Annotated in this window: 17 protein-coding genes; 6 read left to right on the top strand and 11 right to left on the bottom strand. The window is 68.4% G+C overall.

What is annotated here, in order from left to right; all coding sequences use genetic code 11:
• Window positions 1-44: 44 nt before the first annotated feature.
• The 6 genes from GV161_RS16430 (at window position 45) to GV161_RS16455 (ending at window position 6328) form a co-directional block, all read left to right on the top strand.
• Window positions 45-935 carry a PHB depolymerase family esterase gene (locus GV161_RS16430; RefSeq protein WP_152016709.1) on the top strand — a complete coding sequence of 297 codons (891 nt, stop codon included), beginning with the start codon at window positions 45-47 and terminating at the stop codon, window positions 933-935.
• 72 nt (window positions 936-1007) lie between these two features.
• On the top strand, window positions 1008-2654 hold the full coding sequence (locus GV161_RS16435) for a thiamine pyrophosphate-binding protein (RefSeq protein WP_152016710.1): 1647 nt from the start codon (window positions 1008-1010) through the stop codon (window positions 2652-2654).
• On the top strand, window positions 2654-3847 hold the full coding sequence (locus GV161_RS16440) for an OpgC domain-containing protein (RefSeq protein ID WP_152016711.1): 1194 nt from the start codon (window positions 2654-2656) through the stop codon (window positions 3845-3847). Before GV161_RS16435 ends, GV161_RS16440 begins: the two co-directional genes overlap by 1 nt.
• A 69-nt stretch (window positions 3848-3916) precedes the next feature.
• Window positions 3917-5323 carry a tetratricopeptide repeat protein gene (locus tag GV161_RS16445; RefSeq protein ID WP_152016712.1) on the top strand — a complete coding sequence of 469 codons (1407 nt, stop codon included), beginning with the start codon at window positions 3917-3919 and terminating at the stop codon, window positions 5321-5323.
• A gap of 20 nt (window positions 5324-5343) precedes the next feature.
• Window positions 5344-5829 carry a DUF6789 family protein gene (locus GV161_RS16450; RefSeq protein WP_152016713.1) on the top strand — a complete coding sequence of 162 codons (486 nt, stop codon included), beginning with the start codon at window positions 5344-5346 and terminating at the stop codon, window positions 5827-5829.
• Between the two features lie 16 nt (window positions 5830-5845).
• Complete coding sequence (locus GV161_RS16455) at window positions 5846-6328, top strand: YHS domain-containing (seleno)protein (protein ID WP_152016714.1); 483 nt, start codon at window positions 5846-5848, stop codon at window positions 6326-6328.
• 51 nt (window positions 6329-6379) lie between these two features.
• On the opposite strand, the gene GV161_RS16460 is transcribed toward GV161_RS16455, so the two are convergent.
• The 11 genes from GV161_RS16460 to GV161_RS16505 all read right to left on the bottom strand — a co-directional run bounded on the left by GV161_RS16460 (window position 6380) and on the right by GV161_RS16505 (window position 16380).
• Window positions 6380-7528: an iron-containing alcohol dehydrogenase gene (locus GV161_RS16460; RefSeq protein WP_152016715.1), complete on the bottom strand. Its 1149-nt coding sequence runs from the start codon at window positions 7526-7528 to the stop codon at window positions 6380-6382.
• 12 nt (window positions 7529-7540) lie between these two features.
• Complete coding sequence (locus GV161_RS16465; protein ID WP_152016716.1) at window positions 7541-8932, bottom strand: aldehyde dehydrogenase family protein; 1392 nt, start codon at window positions 8930-8932, stop codon at window positions 7541-7543.
• Window positions 8933-8948: 16 nt separating this feature from the next.
• A complete protein-coding gene (locus GV161_RS16470) occupies window positions 8949-10322 on the bottom strand; it encodes a glutamine synthetase family protein (RefSeq protein WP_152016717.1) in 1374 nt (457 codons plus the stop codon).
• A gap of 540 nt (window positions 10323-10862) precedes the next feature.
• Window positions 10863-10994 (bottom strand): hypothetical protein, encoded by a 132-nt coding sequence (locus GV161_RS31345; RefSeq protein WP_280179061.1) that lies wholly within the window; start codon window positions 10992-10994, stop codon window positions 10863-10865.
• A gap of 135 nt (window positions 10995-11129) precedes the next feature.
• A complete protein-coding gene (locus GV161_RS16475; RefSeq protein WP_152016718.1) occupies window positions 11130-11339 on the bottom strand; it encodes a hypothetical protein in 210 nt (69 codons plus the stop codon).
• Window positions 11340-11458: 119 nt separating this feature from the next.
• Window positions 11459-12442 carry a TAXI family TRAP transporter solute-binding subunit gene (locus GV161_RS16480; protein WP_152016719.1) on the bottom strand — a complete coding sequence of 328 codons (984 nt, stop codon included), beginning with the start codon at window positions 12440-12442 and terminating at the stop codon, window positions 11459-11461.
• A 34-nt stretch (window positions 12443-12476) separates the two neighbouring features.
• Window positions 12477-13178: a ribonuclease activity regulator RraA gene (locus GV161_RS16485; RefSeq protein WP_152016720.1), complete on the bottom strand. Its 702-nt coding sequence runs from the start codon at window positions 13176-13178 to the stop codon at window positions 12477-12479.
• Between the two features lie 8 nt (window positions 13179-13186).
• The gene (locus GV161_RS16490; protein ID WP_152016721.1) at window positions 13187-13582 is read right to left on the bottom strand and encodes a carboxymuconolactone decarboxylase family protein; all 396 of its coding nucleotides are present in this window, start codon (window positions 13580-13582) and stop codon (window positions 13187-13189) included.
• A complete protein-coding gene (locus tag GV161_RS16495; protein WP_152016722.1) occupies window positions 13579-14973 on the bottom strand; it encodes an NAD(P)/FAD-dependent oxidoreductase in 1395 nt (464 codons plus the stop codon). Before GV161_RS16495 ends, GV161_RS16490 begins: the two co-directional genes overlap by 4 nt.
• Window positions 14970-15281 carry a (2Fe-2S)-binding protein gene (locus GV161_RS16500; RefSeq protein ID WP_152016723.1) on the bottom strand — a complete coding sequence of 104 codons (312 nt, stop codon included), beginning with the start codon at window positions 15279-15281 and terminating at the stop codon, window positions 14970-14972. Before GV161_RS16500 ends, GV161_RS16495 begins: the two co-directional genes overlap by 4 nt.
• Window positions 15256-16380: an FAD-binding oxidoreductase gene (locus tag GV161_RS16505; protein WP_152016724.1), complete on the bottom strand. Its 1125-nt coding sequence runs from the start codon at window positions 16378-16380 to the stop codon at window positions 15256-15258. Before GV161_RS16505 ends, GV161_RS16500 begins: the two co-directional genes overlap by 26 nt.
• Window position 16381 lies beyond the last annotated feature (1 nt).

The following is a 16381-nucleotide window of genomic DNA, read 5'->3' on the forward strand; positions in this document are numbered from 1 at the left end:
GCTCGCGCGAGGGTGTACGAGCCCTTGCTCTCCGGGAGACGCAGATGGCCAGAAGGCGATGGCTCGCAGGCGCGCTGGCCAGCTTGATCACTGTCGCATCGGCCGGCGCCCAGGAGCCCATCCGGCCGCAATCCGGAGATGCCTGTCCCAGTGATGCGGGCTGCATCGTGGCGAGCGGCAGCTATCGGATCGTCCTGCCGCAGCAAGCCACCAGCGAGCGGCCGGTCGGGGCGATCATGTATTTCCATGGCTATCAAGGCTCGGCCGAGGAGACGATCGCCGATCCCGGACTGCTCGCCGTCGCCCGGCGCCTCGGCGTCGCGCTGATCGCGCCCGACGGAGCCGGGCACAGCTGGTCCTATCCCGGCTCGCCGGCGCGACATCGCGACGAGTTCGCCTTCATCGGACAGGTGCTGGACGATGTCGCGGCGCGTTTTCCCGTCGATCATCGCCGCATCCTGGCGAGCGGCTTCTCGCAGGGCGGCTCGATGGCCTGGTATCTCGCCTGCCGGATGCCGGCGCGGTTCGCCGCCTTCGCGCCGATCGCCGGCGCTTTCTGGGAGCCTCTGCCGGAGCGCTGCGATGGTCCGCGCCCACCGCTGATCCATGTCCATGGCACGAGCGATACGACGGTGCCGCTCGTCGGCCGCACGTTGCGCTCTGGAGCGCGGCAGGGCGATGTCTTCAGGAGCTTTGCGATCCTCGCGCCGGGCGGCTGCACGGCGCCCTGGGCCGAAACCGCCCGCGGCCCTTCCGGAGTACAGGATCTCACCTGTCGCGTCGCCTCCGGCTGCGGCGGTGAGGCCAGGCTGGAGCTTTGCCTGCATGCCGGCGGCCACGGGGCCGATCCGGCCTGGGTCGAGCGCGCCTGGCGGCTGATGATGCCGGCAGGCGAACCTCTCTCCACAGCACATCGCCCGCTCACGTCTCCGTGATCCTGTAACCAAACCGGCCTCCCGCACGATCTCTCTCGCATGGCTGCCGCGGCGGCGAAGCGGAGAGAGATGATGCGCCATGAACGGATAGCGGCGGAGCCGGCGGGCTCCGGCCTCGGGCAACCCGTCACGGGCGCCGATCTCCTGGCCGCGCAACTGGCCGCTGCCGGCGCCACCCACGCTTTCGGCATCCCCGGCGGCGAAGTACTGGCGTTGGTTGACGCGCTCGGGCGCGCCAGCATCCGTTTCGAGCTCGCCCGGCACGAGAACGCCGCCGGCTTCATGGCCGAAGGGCTCTGGCATGCGACCGGCGCGCTGCCCGTGCTGGTCGCGACGCTCGGCCCTGGCGTCGCCAATGCGGTCAACGTCGTCGCCAATGCGCAGCAGGACCGGGTGCCGCTGATCTTTGTGACCGGCTGCGTCGATCAGGCTCTGGCCGAGAGCTATACGCATCAGGTCTTCGACCATCAGGCCGTGCTGCGCCCGCTGGTCAAGGCGAGCTTCCGCATCGCCCCCGGCACCGAGGACCTCGTGGTGGCCAAGGCCGCCGCCACCGCCCGGCGCGGCCGGCCGGGGCCGGTCCATATCGACCTGCCGATCTCTGTCGCTGAAGCCCGCACGGTCTGGCGCGTGGCGCCTGCGCTGACGTCGGCCGTGTCCGCTATCCCCGCCGATCTGCGGCCGGCGCAAGCGCTGATCGCCGCAGCGCAAAGGCCTCTGGTCATTGCTGGGCTCGATCTCGTCGAGCAGCGGGGCGGGGCTGCGCTCGATCGCTTCCTAGCCGCGACCGGCGCGCCGCTGCTCACCACCTACAAGGCCAAAGGACTGGTTCCCGAGGACGATCCGCGCGTGATCGGCGCCGTCGGCCTCTCGCCCAGGGCCGACGCGATCGTCCAGCCGTTGATCGAGGCGGCCGATCTGATCGTGCTCGCCGGCTACGACCCGATCGAGATGCGCCAGGGCTGGCGCAATCCCTGGCCCGCCGGCAAGCCGGTCATCGACATCGTCGCCGAGCCGGTCCAGCACGGCATGCATCATTCCAGTCTGCTGCTGGAAGGCGATGTCGGCACGATCCTGACGCGGCTCACGGACGGGCTTTCAGCGAAGGCGACTTGGTTGGGCGGCGAGCCCGCGGCGATCCGCGGGGCCTTCCGCGCCGCCTTCACCGCTCCCGCCGAATGGGGGCCGCATGCCGTCTTCGAAACCCTGCGCAAGATCGCTCCGGCCGGCACGGTTGCGACTGCCGATTCCGGTGCGCACCGCATCCTGCTCAGTCAGATCTGGAATTGCGACGGCCCGCGCACCCTGCTGCAATCGAGCGGGCTCTGCACCATGGGCTGCGCCCTGCCGCTGGCGACGGGGGCTGCGTTCGGCTCCGGCCGCCCGACCCTCTGCTTCGTCGGCGATGCCGGGCTCGAGATGGTGCTCGGCGAACTAGCGACCTTGCGCGACCTGAACCTGCCGGTGATCGTCGTCGTGCTCGTCGACCGGGCGCTCGGGCTGATCGCGCTGAAGCAGCGCCAGCTCGGCCTGGCGCGTTCTGGCGTCGATATCGGCGAGACCGACTTCGCCGGTATCGCCAGGGCGATAGGCGGGCATGGCGCGACGATAGAGGATCGAGAGACGCTCGCACGCGAGGCTGAGGCAGCCTTCCGACGCGATGGCTTCACGTTGCTGGCCTGCCGCATCGACGCCGGCAGCTATGAGGGCGCCTTCTGATGACCGCGCTCCCTTCCGCGCCGGCGAAGCGGCCTCGCGACGAGCGGCTCGACCTCTTCCGCGGCCTGACCATGCTGATCATCTTCGTCGCGCATCTGCCCGCGAACAGCTGGAACGCCTGGATACCCGCACGCTTCGGTTTCTCCTCGGGGGCGGAGCTTTTCGTCTTCTGCTCCGGCCTCGCCAGCGCGCTCGCCTTCGGCGGCGTCTTCACCCGGCGCGGCCTCTGGCTCGGTACGGCCCGCATCGCCTACCGGATCTGGCAGGTCTACTGGGCGCAGATCGGCCTCGTTCTGGCGCTGATCGCGCTCGCCGCCCTGCTGGATCGTGCTTTCGGCCTCTCCGTCCTCGCGCAGCAATTTTCGCCGCTGCTGGCTGATCCGGAACGCGCGCTGCTCGGCCTCGCCACGCTCACCTGGCAGCCGGACTATCTCGACATCCTGCCGATGTATCTCGTGATCCTTGCGCTGGTGCCGGTGATGATGCTGGGCCGGCGCCTGCACGCCGCATTGCCCTTCCTGATCGCGGTCGGGCTCTACGCGGCAGTCTGGCGGTGGGGGCTCAACCTGCCCGGCAACCCCTGGAACGATGCCGGCTGGTTCCTCAACCCCTTCGCCTGGCAGCTGATCTTCTTCATCGGCTTCTTCATCGGCATGAGCTGGCTGCCGGTGCCGCGGCTCGGCGACCGGCGCCTCATGATCGCAGCCGGGCTCTTCATCCTCGTCTCGGTGCCGCTGTCCTTCTGGGGCATCCTCGATCACTGGCCGGCGGCGCAGGCGATCCGCGACCTGATCATCCCCGCCAGCGAGAAGACCGACCTGCATATCCTGCGGGTGCTGCACTTCCTGGCGCTCGCCTATCTCGTTCTGAGCCTGATCGAGCCCTGGCGCGACCGGCTCGACCGTGGCGCTGGCCATTTCCTCATCCTGATCGGACGGCAATCGCTCGCGGCTTTCCTTGCCAGCGTGGTGCTGGCGCGGCTGCTGGGTACGGTCGCCGACATGGCCGGGCGCAGCGAGCCGGTGGTGGCGCTGCTCAACCTCGCCGGCTTCGCGCTGATCCTCGCCGCCGCGCTTGTCGTCGGCTGGTTCAAGAGCGCGCCCTGGTCGGGTCCGAGGCTCAAGCCCGCCGCGGAGCGGCAGCATGAACCGGCCGCGGCCTCGCTGACAACACGGGTCCGTGAAGCGAGTTGAACGCCGCTTGATCGACCTGCTGCGAACTTCCTGACGAGCGCCTTCACCGGCGCGGCAATGGAGCAGCCCATGTCCTACGCCTTGCATCACGATCTCTCCGGCGACCGCATCACCGTCGCGAACGATGCCGCGCGGCTCGCCTGGAACGATACGCTTGAAGCGCTGCTCGCCCATGCCGCCGCCACGCCCGACCATCTCGCCCGGACGCTCGCAGCCGATCCGGATTTCGCCCTGGCGCATGCCGCCAAAGGGTTGATGCTGCTCTCGCTGGCGCGCAGCGAATTGCTCGGTCCGGCCCGCGATTGCCTCGCCAGGGCCCGCGCGGCGGCGCGCCTGCGGCAGGTCACGCGGCGCGAGGCGATGGTCGTCGAGGCACTGGCGCTTTGGCTCGACGCGGCCCCGCGCCGGGCGGCGGAGCGGCTGGAAGCGATCCTCCTCGCCCATCCCTTCGACGTGCTGGCGCTCAAGCTCTCGCACGGCATCCGCTTCATGCTCGGCGACCAGGTCGAGATGCTGTCGACCTTGCGCCGCGTCGCACCCGGCTTCGGCGAGAGCCATCCGCTCGCCGGCTATGTCCATGGCTGCCATGCCTTCGCGCTGGAGGAGCGTGGCTTCTATGTTGAGGCCGAGCGGGCCGGACGCCGCGCCGTCGCGTTGAGCCCGCGCGACGCCTGGGGGCGGCATGCCGTCGCCCATGTGCTGGAGATGACCGGCCGCGCGGACGAAGGCATCGTCTGGCTCGGCGATGGCCGCGACATCGCCCACGCCAACAACCTGCGCTTCCACATCTTCTGGCATCTCGCTCTGTTCCGGCTGGAACGCGGCGAGACCGGCGAGGTGCTGCGGCTCTATGACGAGGAGATCCGGGCCGAGTCGACCGACGATTACCGCGATATCGCCAATGGCGCCTCGCTGCTGGCGCGGCTTGAGTTCGCCGGTGTGGACGTCGGCCAGCGCTGGGAGGAGCTCGCCGCCAGGGCGGAAGGCCGCGTCCATGATGGCTGTCTCGTCTTCGCCGACCTGCACTATGCCCTGTCGCTGCTCGGCGCCGGACATGCCGCGCAGGCCGAGACAATCGCCCGCGGTTTGATCGCGGATGCGCAGGCCCATCCCAGCGGCGAACGGCGTGACGCGGCCCGCAACGGCGCGCTGGCTGCTTTCGGGCTGATCGCCTTCCACGAGCGCGACTACCGCGAGGCGGCCCGCCTGCTCGGCGCCGCCCGTGACGGTCTGCTCACCGTCGGAGGCAGCCACGCCCAGCGTGACCTGTTCGAGCAAGCCTATGCCGAGAGCCTGATCCGGTCCGGCGAGCACGATCGCGCCGCAGTCGTCCTGCTCGAGCGCCTGGCACGGCGCAAGGGACACAACCGCTTCGCCAGCCGCCGGCTCGAAACGCTCGGGCGGCTCGGAAAGACGGCGAGCGGCCTCGTCGCCGCGCTCGCAGTCGCCTCTACCCCGCTCGCCATCGCCCACTGATCTCACGGAAAGGATACGCCATGACTACCGCGACCATGACCCAGGGCTTCGCGTTGCCCTCCACCCGCACCGTGTTCAACCTCGCCATTGGTGGCTTCGCCGGCCTCGGCTTCTGGGAATTGTTCTCGGCCGTGCCCACCGCCTGGTTCGCCGAATATCCGCTGGAGCCGCCGGAGCTGGTGAAGTCGCTGTTTGCGCACCAGTTTGGCCTGACCCTGTCGACGCCGACCGCCAAGCTGCTGCACTTCGTCACCGGCTTCCTGTTCTATCCGCTCGGCTACTGGCTGCTGACCCGCTGGGTGAAGAGCTTCGGCATGCCGGCCGACGGCTGGATCTGGGGCGTGATCACCTATTTCATCGCGCTCGCCTTCTTCGCGCCTCTGGCCGGGCAGCACTTCCTCCTGAACGACGTGCCGCGCCTGTCTGCCATGAGTCTCGTCGGGCACGCGATCTACGGCTACCTCGCGGCCTATGTCTTCGAAGCGCTCGAAGCGCGCCGGTCCTGAGTGCGGGGGGAATGCCATGCTCGACAGACGCGCATTCATCCATCTCGCGGTCGCGGCGCTCGCCGCCGCGGGCGTCGCCAGGGCTGAAGCGCAAGCGGACACGCCCCAGCCGGTCAATACGCTCGGCTCCTCGGACGGCGTCGCGATCCGCGGCTATGACCCCGTCGCCTATTTTCGCGATGGCGGCCCGCGGCTCGGCAAGCCGGAATTCTCGGTTCGGCATGGCGGCGCCGTCTGGCGCTTCGCCAGCGCCGAGCACAAGGCGCTGTTCGAGGCCGATCCGGAGCGCTATCTGCCGGCCTATGGCGGCTTTTGCGCCTATGGCACGTCGCGCGCTTATCTCGTCAAGATCGAGCCGGAGGCCTGGTCGATCGTCGATGGCAGGCTCTATCTCAATTACGATCTCAGCATACGCGAGACTTGGGCGCGCCGGACGAAGACCTATATCGCCCGGGCTGACGGCAACTGGCCGCGGCTTACGGCGAAGGACATTCGCTGAGGATGGACCGGGCGCGCGGGATCGAGCCGATGCGCGCCCGCCCGCCCTGGATCAGCCGGTAGCCTCCCTGAACAAGGCCTCGGCGGCGGTCTCGGTGAGGGGGACGGGATTGCCGCCGGCGGTCGGGTCGACGATCGCCATCTTTGCCAGCCTGCCATAGTCGATCCCGGTGACGCCGAAGTCCTTGAGCGTCTCGGGCACGCCGAGCTCGCGGCGTAGGGTCACGATCCAGTCGTAGAAGGCCTCGAAGCTTGGCTCCAGCCCGATATAGGCGGCGAGTCGCGCAATCTTCGCCTCGATCGCCGGGCGGTTGAAGGCGAGGACATAGGGCATGAACACGGCATTGGTCATGCCGTGATGCGTGTGGTGCACCGAGCCGATCGGATGCGACAAAGCGTGGATGGCGCCGAGCCCTTTCTGGAAGGCGGTGGCGCCCATGGCGGCGGCGGCCATCATCTGGGCCCGTGCCTCGATATCGGCGCCATCGGCGACCGCGCGCGGCAGGAAGACCTTGCAGAGCCGAATGCCCTCGACCGCGATCCCGTCCGCCAGCGGGTGGAAGCCCGGCGCACAATAGGCTTCGAGGCAATGGGCCAGCGCATCCATCCCGGCGCCGACCGTGACCTTCGCCGGCAGGCCGACGGTGAGCTCGGGGTCGCAGATCACGATCTGCGGCATCATCTTCGGGTGGAAGATCACCTTCTTGGTCTGCGTCGTCTCGTCGGTGATCACGCCGGCACGGCCGACCTCGGAGCCGGTGCCGGCCGTGGTCGGGACGGCGATGATCGGGGCGATGCCGGAAGGGTCGGCGCGCGTCCACCAGTCGCCGATGTCCTCGAAATCCCACATCGGCCGGCTCTGCCCGGCCATGAAGGCGACGACCTTGCCGCAATCGAGCGCCGAGCCGCCGCCGAAGGCGATGACGCCGTCGCTGCCGCTGTCCCGCAGGACCTTCAGCCCGTCCTCGACATTCGCGGCCACCGGATTGGCCTGGACGCGGTCGAACAGTGTGACCTTGAGCCCGTCGGTGCCGAGCTGCGCGATGGCGTCCTTGATCATCGGCAGGCCGGAGAGGCCGGAATCGGTGACGAGCAGCGGGCGTTCGATGCCAGCGGCGCGGCAGGCCTGCGCCAGTTCGCTGATCCTCCCCGGTCCGAAGCGGACCGCGGTCGGGTAATTCCAGTTGGCCTTCAGCGTCACGGGTCGCCTCTTTCAGAACGCAGTGCGGAGATGGAAGGATTTCGGGCGTGTCAGTGTCTCGTAGCCGATAGGGGAGAGCGTCGCCCCGCGGCCGGTGTCCTTGACCCCGGTCCAGGCCAAAGCCGGGTCGAGATAGTCGCAGCGGTTCATGAAGACCGTGCCGGTTTCGATCTCGGCACCGAGGCGCGCGGCGGCGTCCGGATCTTGCGTCCAGAGCGAGGCGGTCAGGCCGTAGGGGCTGTCGTTCATCAGCGCGAGCGCTTCGTCGTCGTCGGCGACCGGCATGATGCCGACGGTTGGCGCGAAGCTTTCCTCGCGCATCAGGCCCATCTGGTGGTTCACGTCGACCACGACCTGCGGCGCCATATAGGGCGTGCCGTCGCGATCGCGGGCGAACAGGCCAGGATCGACCAGCGCCCTGGCTCCTGCTCGCACGGCCTCCGCGACCTGGCCGCGGGCGAAGGTGGCCGCCTCGGCCTTCACCATCGGGCCCAGGGTCGTGGCTTCGTCGAGCGGATCGCCGAGCACGTAGGTCTTGGTCAGCGCGACGAAGCCGTCGACGAACTTCGGATAGAGGTCGCGATGGACATAGATGCGTTCGATGCCGCAGCAGGACTGGCCGGAGTTGAAGAAGGCGCCATCGACCAGGTTCTCGACCGCCTGGGCGAGGTCGGCATCGGCCCGGACATAGGCCGGGTCCTTGCCGCCGAGCTCGAGCCCGAGGCCGATGAAGGTGCCGTTCGCCGCCGCCTCCATCGCCTTGCCCCCATTGACCGAGCCGGTGAAGTTGACCTGGTCAACGCCGCGGCCGGCGATGATCCAGCCGGTCTGGGCATGGCTGAGCGCGAGGTTCTGGAACAGCCCGGCCGGAAGCCTCGCAGCCTCCGCCGCCTTCTGGAAGCGCTCGCCGACCAGCAGCGTCTGGGCGGCATGCTTGAGGATGACGGCATTGCCGGCCATCAGCGCCGGGACGACCGTGTTCACCGCGGTGAGGTAAGGATAGTTCCAGGGCGCGACGACCATGACCACGCCGAGCGGCTCGCGGGCGATCCAGCGCTCGAACTTGTCCTTCGGCTCTGGCCGCAAGGGCGCGAGCGCGCTCCCGGCGATCGCGATCATATGGCGGGCGCGCTCCTCGAAGCCGCGCAACTCGCCGGCGCCGTAGCGGATCGGCCGACCCATCTGCCAGGCGAGCTCGGGAACGATCTCGTCCTTCATCGCCAGCATCGCATCGACGAAGGCGGAGCAGAGCGCGGCTCGGCGGGCGATATCAAGCCGGCGCCAGTCGCGTTGGGCATCGCGGGCGGCGCTCAGCGCCGCGGCGATCGCGGCATCGCTGGCAGCGGGCCTCTCGGCATAGACACGCCCGTCCACGGGCGACACGCAGCGCAATACGTCAGTCATTGTCGGGCTATCCGTCTCAGTAGCGTTCGAAGCCGCGCTTCAGTTCCCAGTCGGTGATGCGGCGGTCGTATTCGAGCTGCTCCCAGCGCGCGGTGTGGACGTAATGGTCGACCACCGCATCGCCCAAGGCAGCCCGCAGCATCGCCGAGCCGTCGAGCGTCAGGGTCGCCTCGCGCAGCGTGTTGGGAATCTGGCGCAACTCCGCCCCACCATAGGCGTCGCCGACGAAGGCCGGCTCCAGCTCGAGTTTCTGCTCGATGCCAGAGAGGCCGGCGGCGATCAGTGCCGCGAAAGCGAGATAGGGGTTCAGATCCGATCCGCCGATCCGGCACTCAATCCGGATGCCCTTTGTGCCGGCGCCGCAGAGTCGGAAGCCCGCGGTGCGGTTGTCGTCGCTCCAGACGGCGCGCGTCGGCGCGAAGGTACCGACCTGCTGGAAGCGCTTGTAGGAATTGATGTAGGGCGCGAGGAAATAGGTGATCTCGCGGGCATGGGCGAGCTGTCCGGCCACATAATGGCGCATCAGCTCCGACATGCCGCGCTCGCCGTTCGGGTCGGCGAAGAGTGGCTTCACCCCCTTCGCATCCCAGAGCGAGGCGTGGACATGGCTGGAGGAGCCGGCGAGGTCGTAGCGCCATTTCGACATGAAGGTGACGGCCTTGCCCTGGGCGTGGGCGATCTCCTTGATGCCGTTCTTGATCACGACATGGCGGTCGGCCATGTCGAGCGCGTCGGCATAGCGGACATTGATCTCGGCCTGGCCCGGGCCCCATTCGCCCTTGGAGTTCTCGACGGGTATGCCGCTCTCATGCAGCCCGTTGCGGATCGCCCGCATCACCGGCTCTTCCTTGGTGGTTTGGAAGACGTGGTAGTCCTCGATGTAGTAGCCGGCCGTCTTCGGATCGCGATAGCCCTTGGCGTGGATCGCCTCATAGCTCTCGTCGAACAGGTAGAATTCGAGCTCGGTGGCGAAGTAGGCCTTGATGCCCATGGCATTCAGGCGAGCGAGCTGCTTCTTCAGCATCCCGCGCGGTGAATGCGGCACGTCCTCATGGCCGTGATGGTCGAGCACGTCGGCGATGACCAGCGCCGTGCCGGGCAGCCAGGCGATGCGCCGCAGCGTCGCCATGTCCGGCTTCAGGACGAAATCGCCATAGCCCTTCGCCCAGTTGGCGGCGGCGTAGCCGGGGACCGGCTCCATGTCGATGTCGCTGGCCAGCAGATAGTTGCAGGCATGGGTCTCGTCATGCGCGCTCGCGACGAAATGCTCGGCGTGGAAACGCTTGCCGATCAACTGCCCGGCCATGTCGACCATGGCGACGATCACGGTATCGATCTCCCCGGCTGCGACCGCAGCCTTCAGGGCCTCGAAGGAAAACGCAGCGGGCATCGGCATCCCTGAAGGCTGGAGCAGCGGAAGCGCAATCGTCGAACGACCAAGAGAAGCCCAGTTGGGCCTGTCCTTGCAACTGTTCTGCGGGCTGTTCGCAGCGATGGGGTGTAGATTTGTTGCCGGCTATAGGATTGACGGTGTCGTCGCTGGCGTCACCGCGGCTTGGACGGCCGGGCGCTTACTCGGGATCGAGCAGGGGGAGGCACGATGCGGGATGGATGCAATGCCGTGACCCGCACCCCCAGGGAACCTTTTCCACCCAACCTCACGTCAGTCTGGCGGCAGTGAAAGGAGCGCGGGAATGGCAGCTCTGTGTGAGCGTGAAATGTCCTGGCCGACACGCAAACTTGGCCAACTGCGCCCAAGCGCGCAGGGCAATGTTTCGCATGGCCAGCAAGTGATGGACGGGGGAGTAGGGGGCGAATAACGCGGAGCCGCCTCAGCTGCCATTCAGGTGGCGGCGTCGTGCAACTGAAGGTTGGGTAGGGAGAATCTGGCCGGCGGAGGGCGCCGCGCCCTCCGCCTTGCCTTGTCTGGCTAGCTCCAGAAGCCTGCCTGGTGGTCGCGCGGAGAGAACGTTTCGCTGACGTCCTGCTGCTGCGCTTCCTGGTTCTCCTCGTGGTCGTGCTCAGTCTCGAGCACACACTCACAATCGTGCCGTTCCAGCATGGATCGCTCCTTTCGAAACGTGGGGAGGTTGCTTCGGCACGGGTTAGATATGAACTATTGCTGCATCGCACAAGCAATCTTAGCGGGTGCGGGATAACCGCCAGCGCATGGAACAAAATCGAAAACGCCTTGAGATCAGCTGCTGCCGGCATCCTGCGGACTGGCGACGGTCGCCGATTGCTGTTCCGCGGCGCGGTCGAGGCAGGCGGCCATCTCCGGCGTGCCCCATTTGAATTTCGAGCATTGCTCGGTGCCGATGGTCAGATTCCTGGCGACGCCGCGCGAGCTGTCGCCCCCGCTGCAGCCGGCGAGAACGATGGCGATTGCCGCGAGTGCTATGCGCATGGTTGTCCCTCCTTCCGAACGGCCGAGTCGAGCAGGCGCATGGGGCGATAATTTGATCGGGCCCGCGCAGGGATGCGCGAGCCCGATTTTGGTGGCGTGAAGTGGCAGGCGGCAAGTCCCTATTTCAGGAAACCAGCCTCGCGGAAGGCCTTTTCGGCGCCCGGATGCAGTGGCACCGGCTGCGTCTTCCAGGCGGTGGCAGGATCGTAGCGGCCCATTGCCTGGTAGATGTTCGCCAGGCGCGGCTTGTTGGCGATGATCGCCTTGGTCATCGCATAGACGAAGTCGTCGGGGAGTTCTGAGGAGACCAGGTAGATGTTGCCCATCGAGGAGACGGAGACATCGGCGCTCTGCAGATCGGGGAAGGTGCCGGCCGGGATGGTGCCCTTCGAATAGCCGAATTTCTCGGTCAGGGCGTTCTGCAGCTCCGCTGGGAAGGCGGCGAACTTCACCTTGCGGCGGCCGTCGACGATCTGGCTCGCCAGGCCCGAGGGGATCTCGCCCGCCGTCCAGAGCACGCTGAACTGGTTGTCGTTGAAGCCCTGGATCAATTCGCCATAGGCCGAGATCACCACCTTGCCGCCGCCCGCGCGGATCTTGGCGAAGGAATTGCCGTAGTGTTCGAGCGCGCGCTGCAATGTCAGGTGCTCGGAGGTCGCGGCCGAGGTCACGCCGATGGTGAGCTTGGAGTCGGCGAGGATCTCGGCGAGCGAGCGTTTCTCCTCCACCGGCACATAGACCATGAAATACACGTCGACGCCGGTCGAGCCGAGCGTGCGCAGCTTGTCGTGCTTCTGCTTGTAGGGCTCCTCGCCCTTCAGCGCCGCGGCGCTGAGGAAGTCGATGCCCATGCCGATCTGGCTGATTCCTGCCTGGATGCGGCTCGGATTGTCCTTGCCGCCGCCGGGGACGATGCGGATGTTGACCCCCGGCGTCGCCTCCATGACCAAGGTCGAGACGCCGGTGGTCTGGGTGAACCAGGCGCCGCCCGGCGAGCCGGAGGTCCATTCGAGGTTCTTGCTCTGGGCCGCAGCCGGCAAGGGCGCGACGAACAGGGCGCCGAAGAGCGCCAGCAAAGAGAGACGCGGGAGAAGGCGTGACATCCTGGAGGCTCCGATCAAGGTGAGGGGTTAAGGTTCAGGCAGTTCGGGCGGCGTCTTCTGCTTCGAACTCGGCGAGCGTCTTCTCGTCGGCGGGATAGAGCCCGACGAGCTGCGCGCCGGCGGCGACGCGCTTCTGCACCCAAAGTTCGAAGCGGTTCTGCTTCTCGCCGCCGGTGGCGATCTCCTCGGCGAGGTTGGGCGGGACGACGAGGACGCCGTCCTCGTCGGCGACGATCAGGTCTTCCGGCCAGATCGCGGCGTCGCCGCAGCCGATCGGATCGCCCCAGCCGGCGAAGCTGAGCCCGCCGATCGAGGGCGGCGAGGCAGTCCCGCTCGCCCAGATCGGCAGGCCGACCTGGCGCAGGCCCGGCAGGTCGCGCACCACGCCGTCACTGACGATGGCCTGGACGCCGTTGAGCCTGAGGCGATCGGCAAAGATGTCGCCGACCGTGCCGGCAGCAGGATGGCCGCGCGCGTCGATGACGATGACGCTGCCGACCGGCGCCGCATCGATCGCGGCCGGCAGCGCGCCGGGCCAGCCATAGCTCGCCGGCACGGCCTTGTCGTCGCGGGCCGGGACGAAACGCAAGGTGAAGGCCGGGCCGCAGAGCGCGCTCTCGCCCACGAGGCGACGCGGGCCGGCGAGGTAGCTCTGGCGCAGGCCATGCTTGATCAGCTGGCTCGACAGGGTCGGCGTGCCGATCGCGGCGAGGCGGGCCTGGATGTCGCTCGTCATCACCGGGCTCAATCGAAGGCCGGATCGACCGGAACGCGATAGGCGGTGACCAGCCGGTTGGTCTCGTTGGCCATGCCGATCACCGCGACGAGCTCGGCGAACATCTCCTCGCTCATCCCGGCCTTGCGGGCGGCAGCCGTGTGGCTCGCGATGCAATAGGTGCAGTTGTTGGTGACGCTGACGGCGAGATAGACCAGCTCCTTGGTCAGCGGATCGAGCGCGCCCGGCGCCATCACCTCCTTGATGCTCTCCCAGGTCCGCTTCAGCGTCTTGGGGTCGCTTGCGAGGTATTTCCAGAAGTCGTTGACATCAGGCAGGTTGCGGCTGCGCTTGATGTCGTCGATCACCGCCTGCGCTTCGGGCGAGGCCTCCTCATAGGAGACCGGCTTCGGCCTGCTGCTCATGCTGCGTTCCTCCCTTGCTCGACTGGCCCGGCGATGTCGCCGAATGTCACCGGTTTCACCGGCATGCGGATGCGCAGATAGCCGATCTCGGCCGGCGACCGTCCGGTCAGGGCGGCCATCGTCTCGGTGACGCTGTGGCCGCACATGCGCCCCTGGCAGGGGCCCATGCCAGCGCGTGTGAAGGCTTTCAGCTGGTTCGGTCCCTGGCATTGCTCGGCGACAGCGGCGGCGATCGCCCCGCGCGTCACCTCCTCGCAGCGGCAGACGAGCGTGTCGTCATCGCCAGGAACGAGGAATTGCGGCGCCGGCCGGTAGAGCGTTTCGAGGAAGGGGCGGATCGCGCTTTCGCGTCGCAGCTTGGCGAAAACCGGCGCGGCGGCGCGCTCTGCCTTGTCAGTCGGCAGGCGGCCGAGATCGGCGCAGGCTGCGAGCGCCGCGATTTCGCCGGTGAGTTCTGCGCTGGCGGCGCCGAGGATGCCGCCGGCATCTCCGGCGATCAGGATGTCGTCGCGGCTCGAGCGGCCCCAGCGATCGCGCTCCGGCCGCCAGCAACGCTGGCTCTCGTCGAAGACATGACGGCAGCCGAACGCCATGGCGAGATTGACGTTGGGGATCACGCCCTGGTGCAGGAAGACCGTCTCGGTCGCGATCTCGCCGCGCGCGTCGCCGGCCTGCCAGCCGATGCTGCGGACGGCGCTTTCACCCTCGATCCGCAGCGCTTCGACATGCCTGACGACCCTGATGCCCGCCCGCCGGATCTCCGCCAGCAGGCCGAGTCCCTTGCGCAGATAGGACGGCGCCACCAGCGCGCCCGGCAGATGGCGCAGCGCCTTTAATCGCGCGCCGCGCGGTGTGGTGTCGAGCAAAGCGGCGACCGGGACGCCGGCGCGGGCATATTGCGCGACGATGAGATAGATCAGCGGCCCGCTGCCGGTGAAGACGGCGCCCGGCGCGGCGCTGGCCGCGGTCTTGAGCAGGATCTGAGCGGCGCCGGCGGTCATCACGCCGGGCAATGTCCAGCCAGGGACTGGGAAGGGCCGTTCCATAGCCCCGCCCGCGACGAGGATCCGCTTCGCCTGGAGGCTCTGCGGTCCGTCCGGTCCGGTGAGGTCGAGCGTGCCCTTCTCTTCCTGCCAGACCAGCGAGCCCGGCCAGTAATCGGCGCCGCAGGCGAGGAAGCGTTCCGCCAGCATCCGACCGGCATGGTAGTCGGGACCGAGCACGGAGGCCGGCAGCGGTGCCGGCTCGGTGATAGCCCGAAAAATCTGCCCGCCCGGAGCCGGCTGCTCGTCGATCACCGCGACGGTGAGCCCATGCCGACGCGCGGTGATCGCGGCGGCCATGCCGGCCGGGCCTGCGCCGATGATGGCGAGATCGACGGTTCCGCTCATGCCTTGCTCCCGGTCGCGGGGAGAAGGGCCGCGCCCTGCTGCGGCTCGACAGAGATGCCGGCGCGGACGCGCTCCTGGCAGGCCTGGCGATTCGGCCGGCCGTCGATGGTGACAAGGCAGTCGAAGCAGACGCCCATCATGCAATAGGCGGCGCGCTCGCGCCCGCCCGTTGGCGTGGTGCGGAATGGCCCGAAGCCCTCGCGCAGCAGCACGGCGGCCAGCGTCTCGCCCTCGGGCGCGCTCACGGCGCGGCCGGACAGGACGATGCCGACTAGAGGCCGGTCAGGCGGCGCGAGTTGCTTGAACATGGAAGCGGGCCGGGGAGAAGGGCAGGGCGATATCGTCGGGCAAGGCGCCGGTGCGGATGGCATCGGCGAGAGGGCCGGCATGGAAAGGGGCGAGCGTCACCCCGCTATGGACCGAGGTCAGGAAGGCCTGCGGATGGCTGATCGAGCGCTGGTAGATCGGCTGCCCGTCTGGGCTCATCACCCTGAGCGCCCCCCAGGCGCGCACGGCCCGGACATCGCGCAGGAAGGGGAAGACGGTGGTGGCGCGCCGCGCCGTGTCCTGCAGGATGGTGCGCGTCGTCGCCTCCTCGAAGCCGGCTTCCTCCGAGGATTCGCCGCAGATCAGCCCGCCATCTTCGGTCTGGCGAATGAAGCTGATGCCGCGCGGCATGAACGGCCGCAATTTCTCGGTGATCAGGATCTGGCCGCGCACCGGCCGCACCGGTGCTTCGAGCCCGAGCTGCGGCGCCAGGCGTGCATTGCCGAGCCCGGCGGCGAGCACGATCCGGTCGGCATGGCCTGCGCCGGCGGCGGAGGTAATGCGGAAGCCCCCGGCTTCCGGCGTGATGCTCTCGACGCGGGCACGCGGCAGATAGCGCCCGCCGCGCGTCTGGAAGGCGGCGAGCAGAGCGCGCAGCAGGCGCAGCGGGTCGACCATGCCGTCGAGCTTGCAGAAGGTCGCGCCGGCGACGCCGTCGCCTAGCATCGGGAAGTCGGCCCGCATCTCGGACAGGCTCGCCCGCGCATAGCTGCTCGGGATCTGCGAGCGTGCCTCGGCCGCTTCGAGTTGGCCGGCGCGCCTGTCGAGTTCCTCCGGGCTGAAGCAGCAGAAGAAGGCGCCGTCCTGCCGGAAGCGCAGGTCGATCCCGGTCTCGTCGGTCAGTTCGGCGGCGAAGTCGCGCCAGCCCAGGGCGGCGCGGCGGGTAAGCTCGGCATAGGGCGGGCTCGCCAGCCCTTTGCCCTGTACCCAGACATTGCCGAGATTGCCGCGGGCGGCGCGATGGGCGATGTCGCCCTCGTCATAGAGCGTCACGCTCGCCCCGCCGCGCACGAGGCCGAGCCCGATCGCGGCGCCGACCAGCCCGCCTCCGACGATCGCGATCTCGGACCCTGCCGCCATG

The organism is Bosea sp. 29B (genome assembly GCF_902506165.1).
Classification (GTDB): Bacteria; Pseudomonadota; Alphaproteobacteria; order Rhizobiales; family Beijerinckiaceae; genus Allobosea.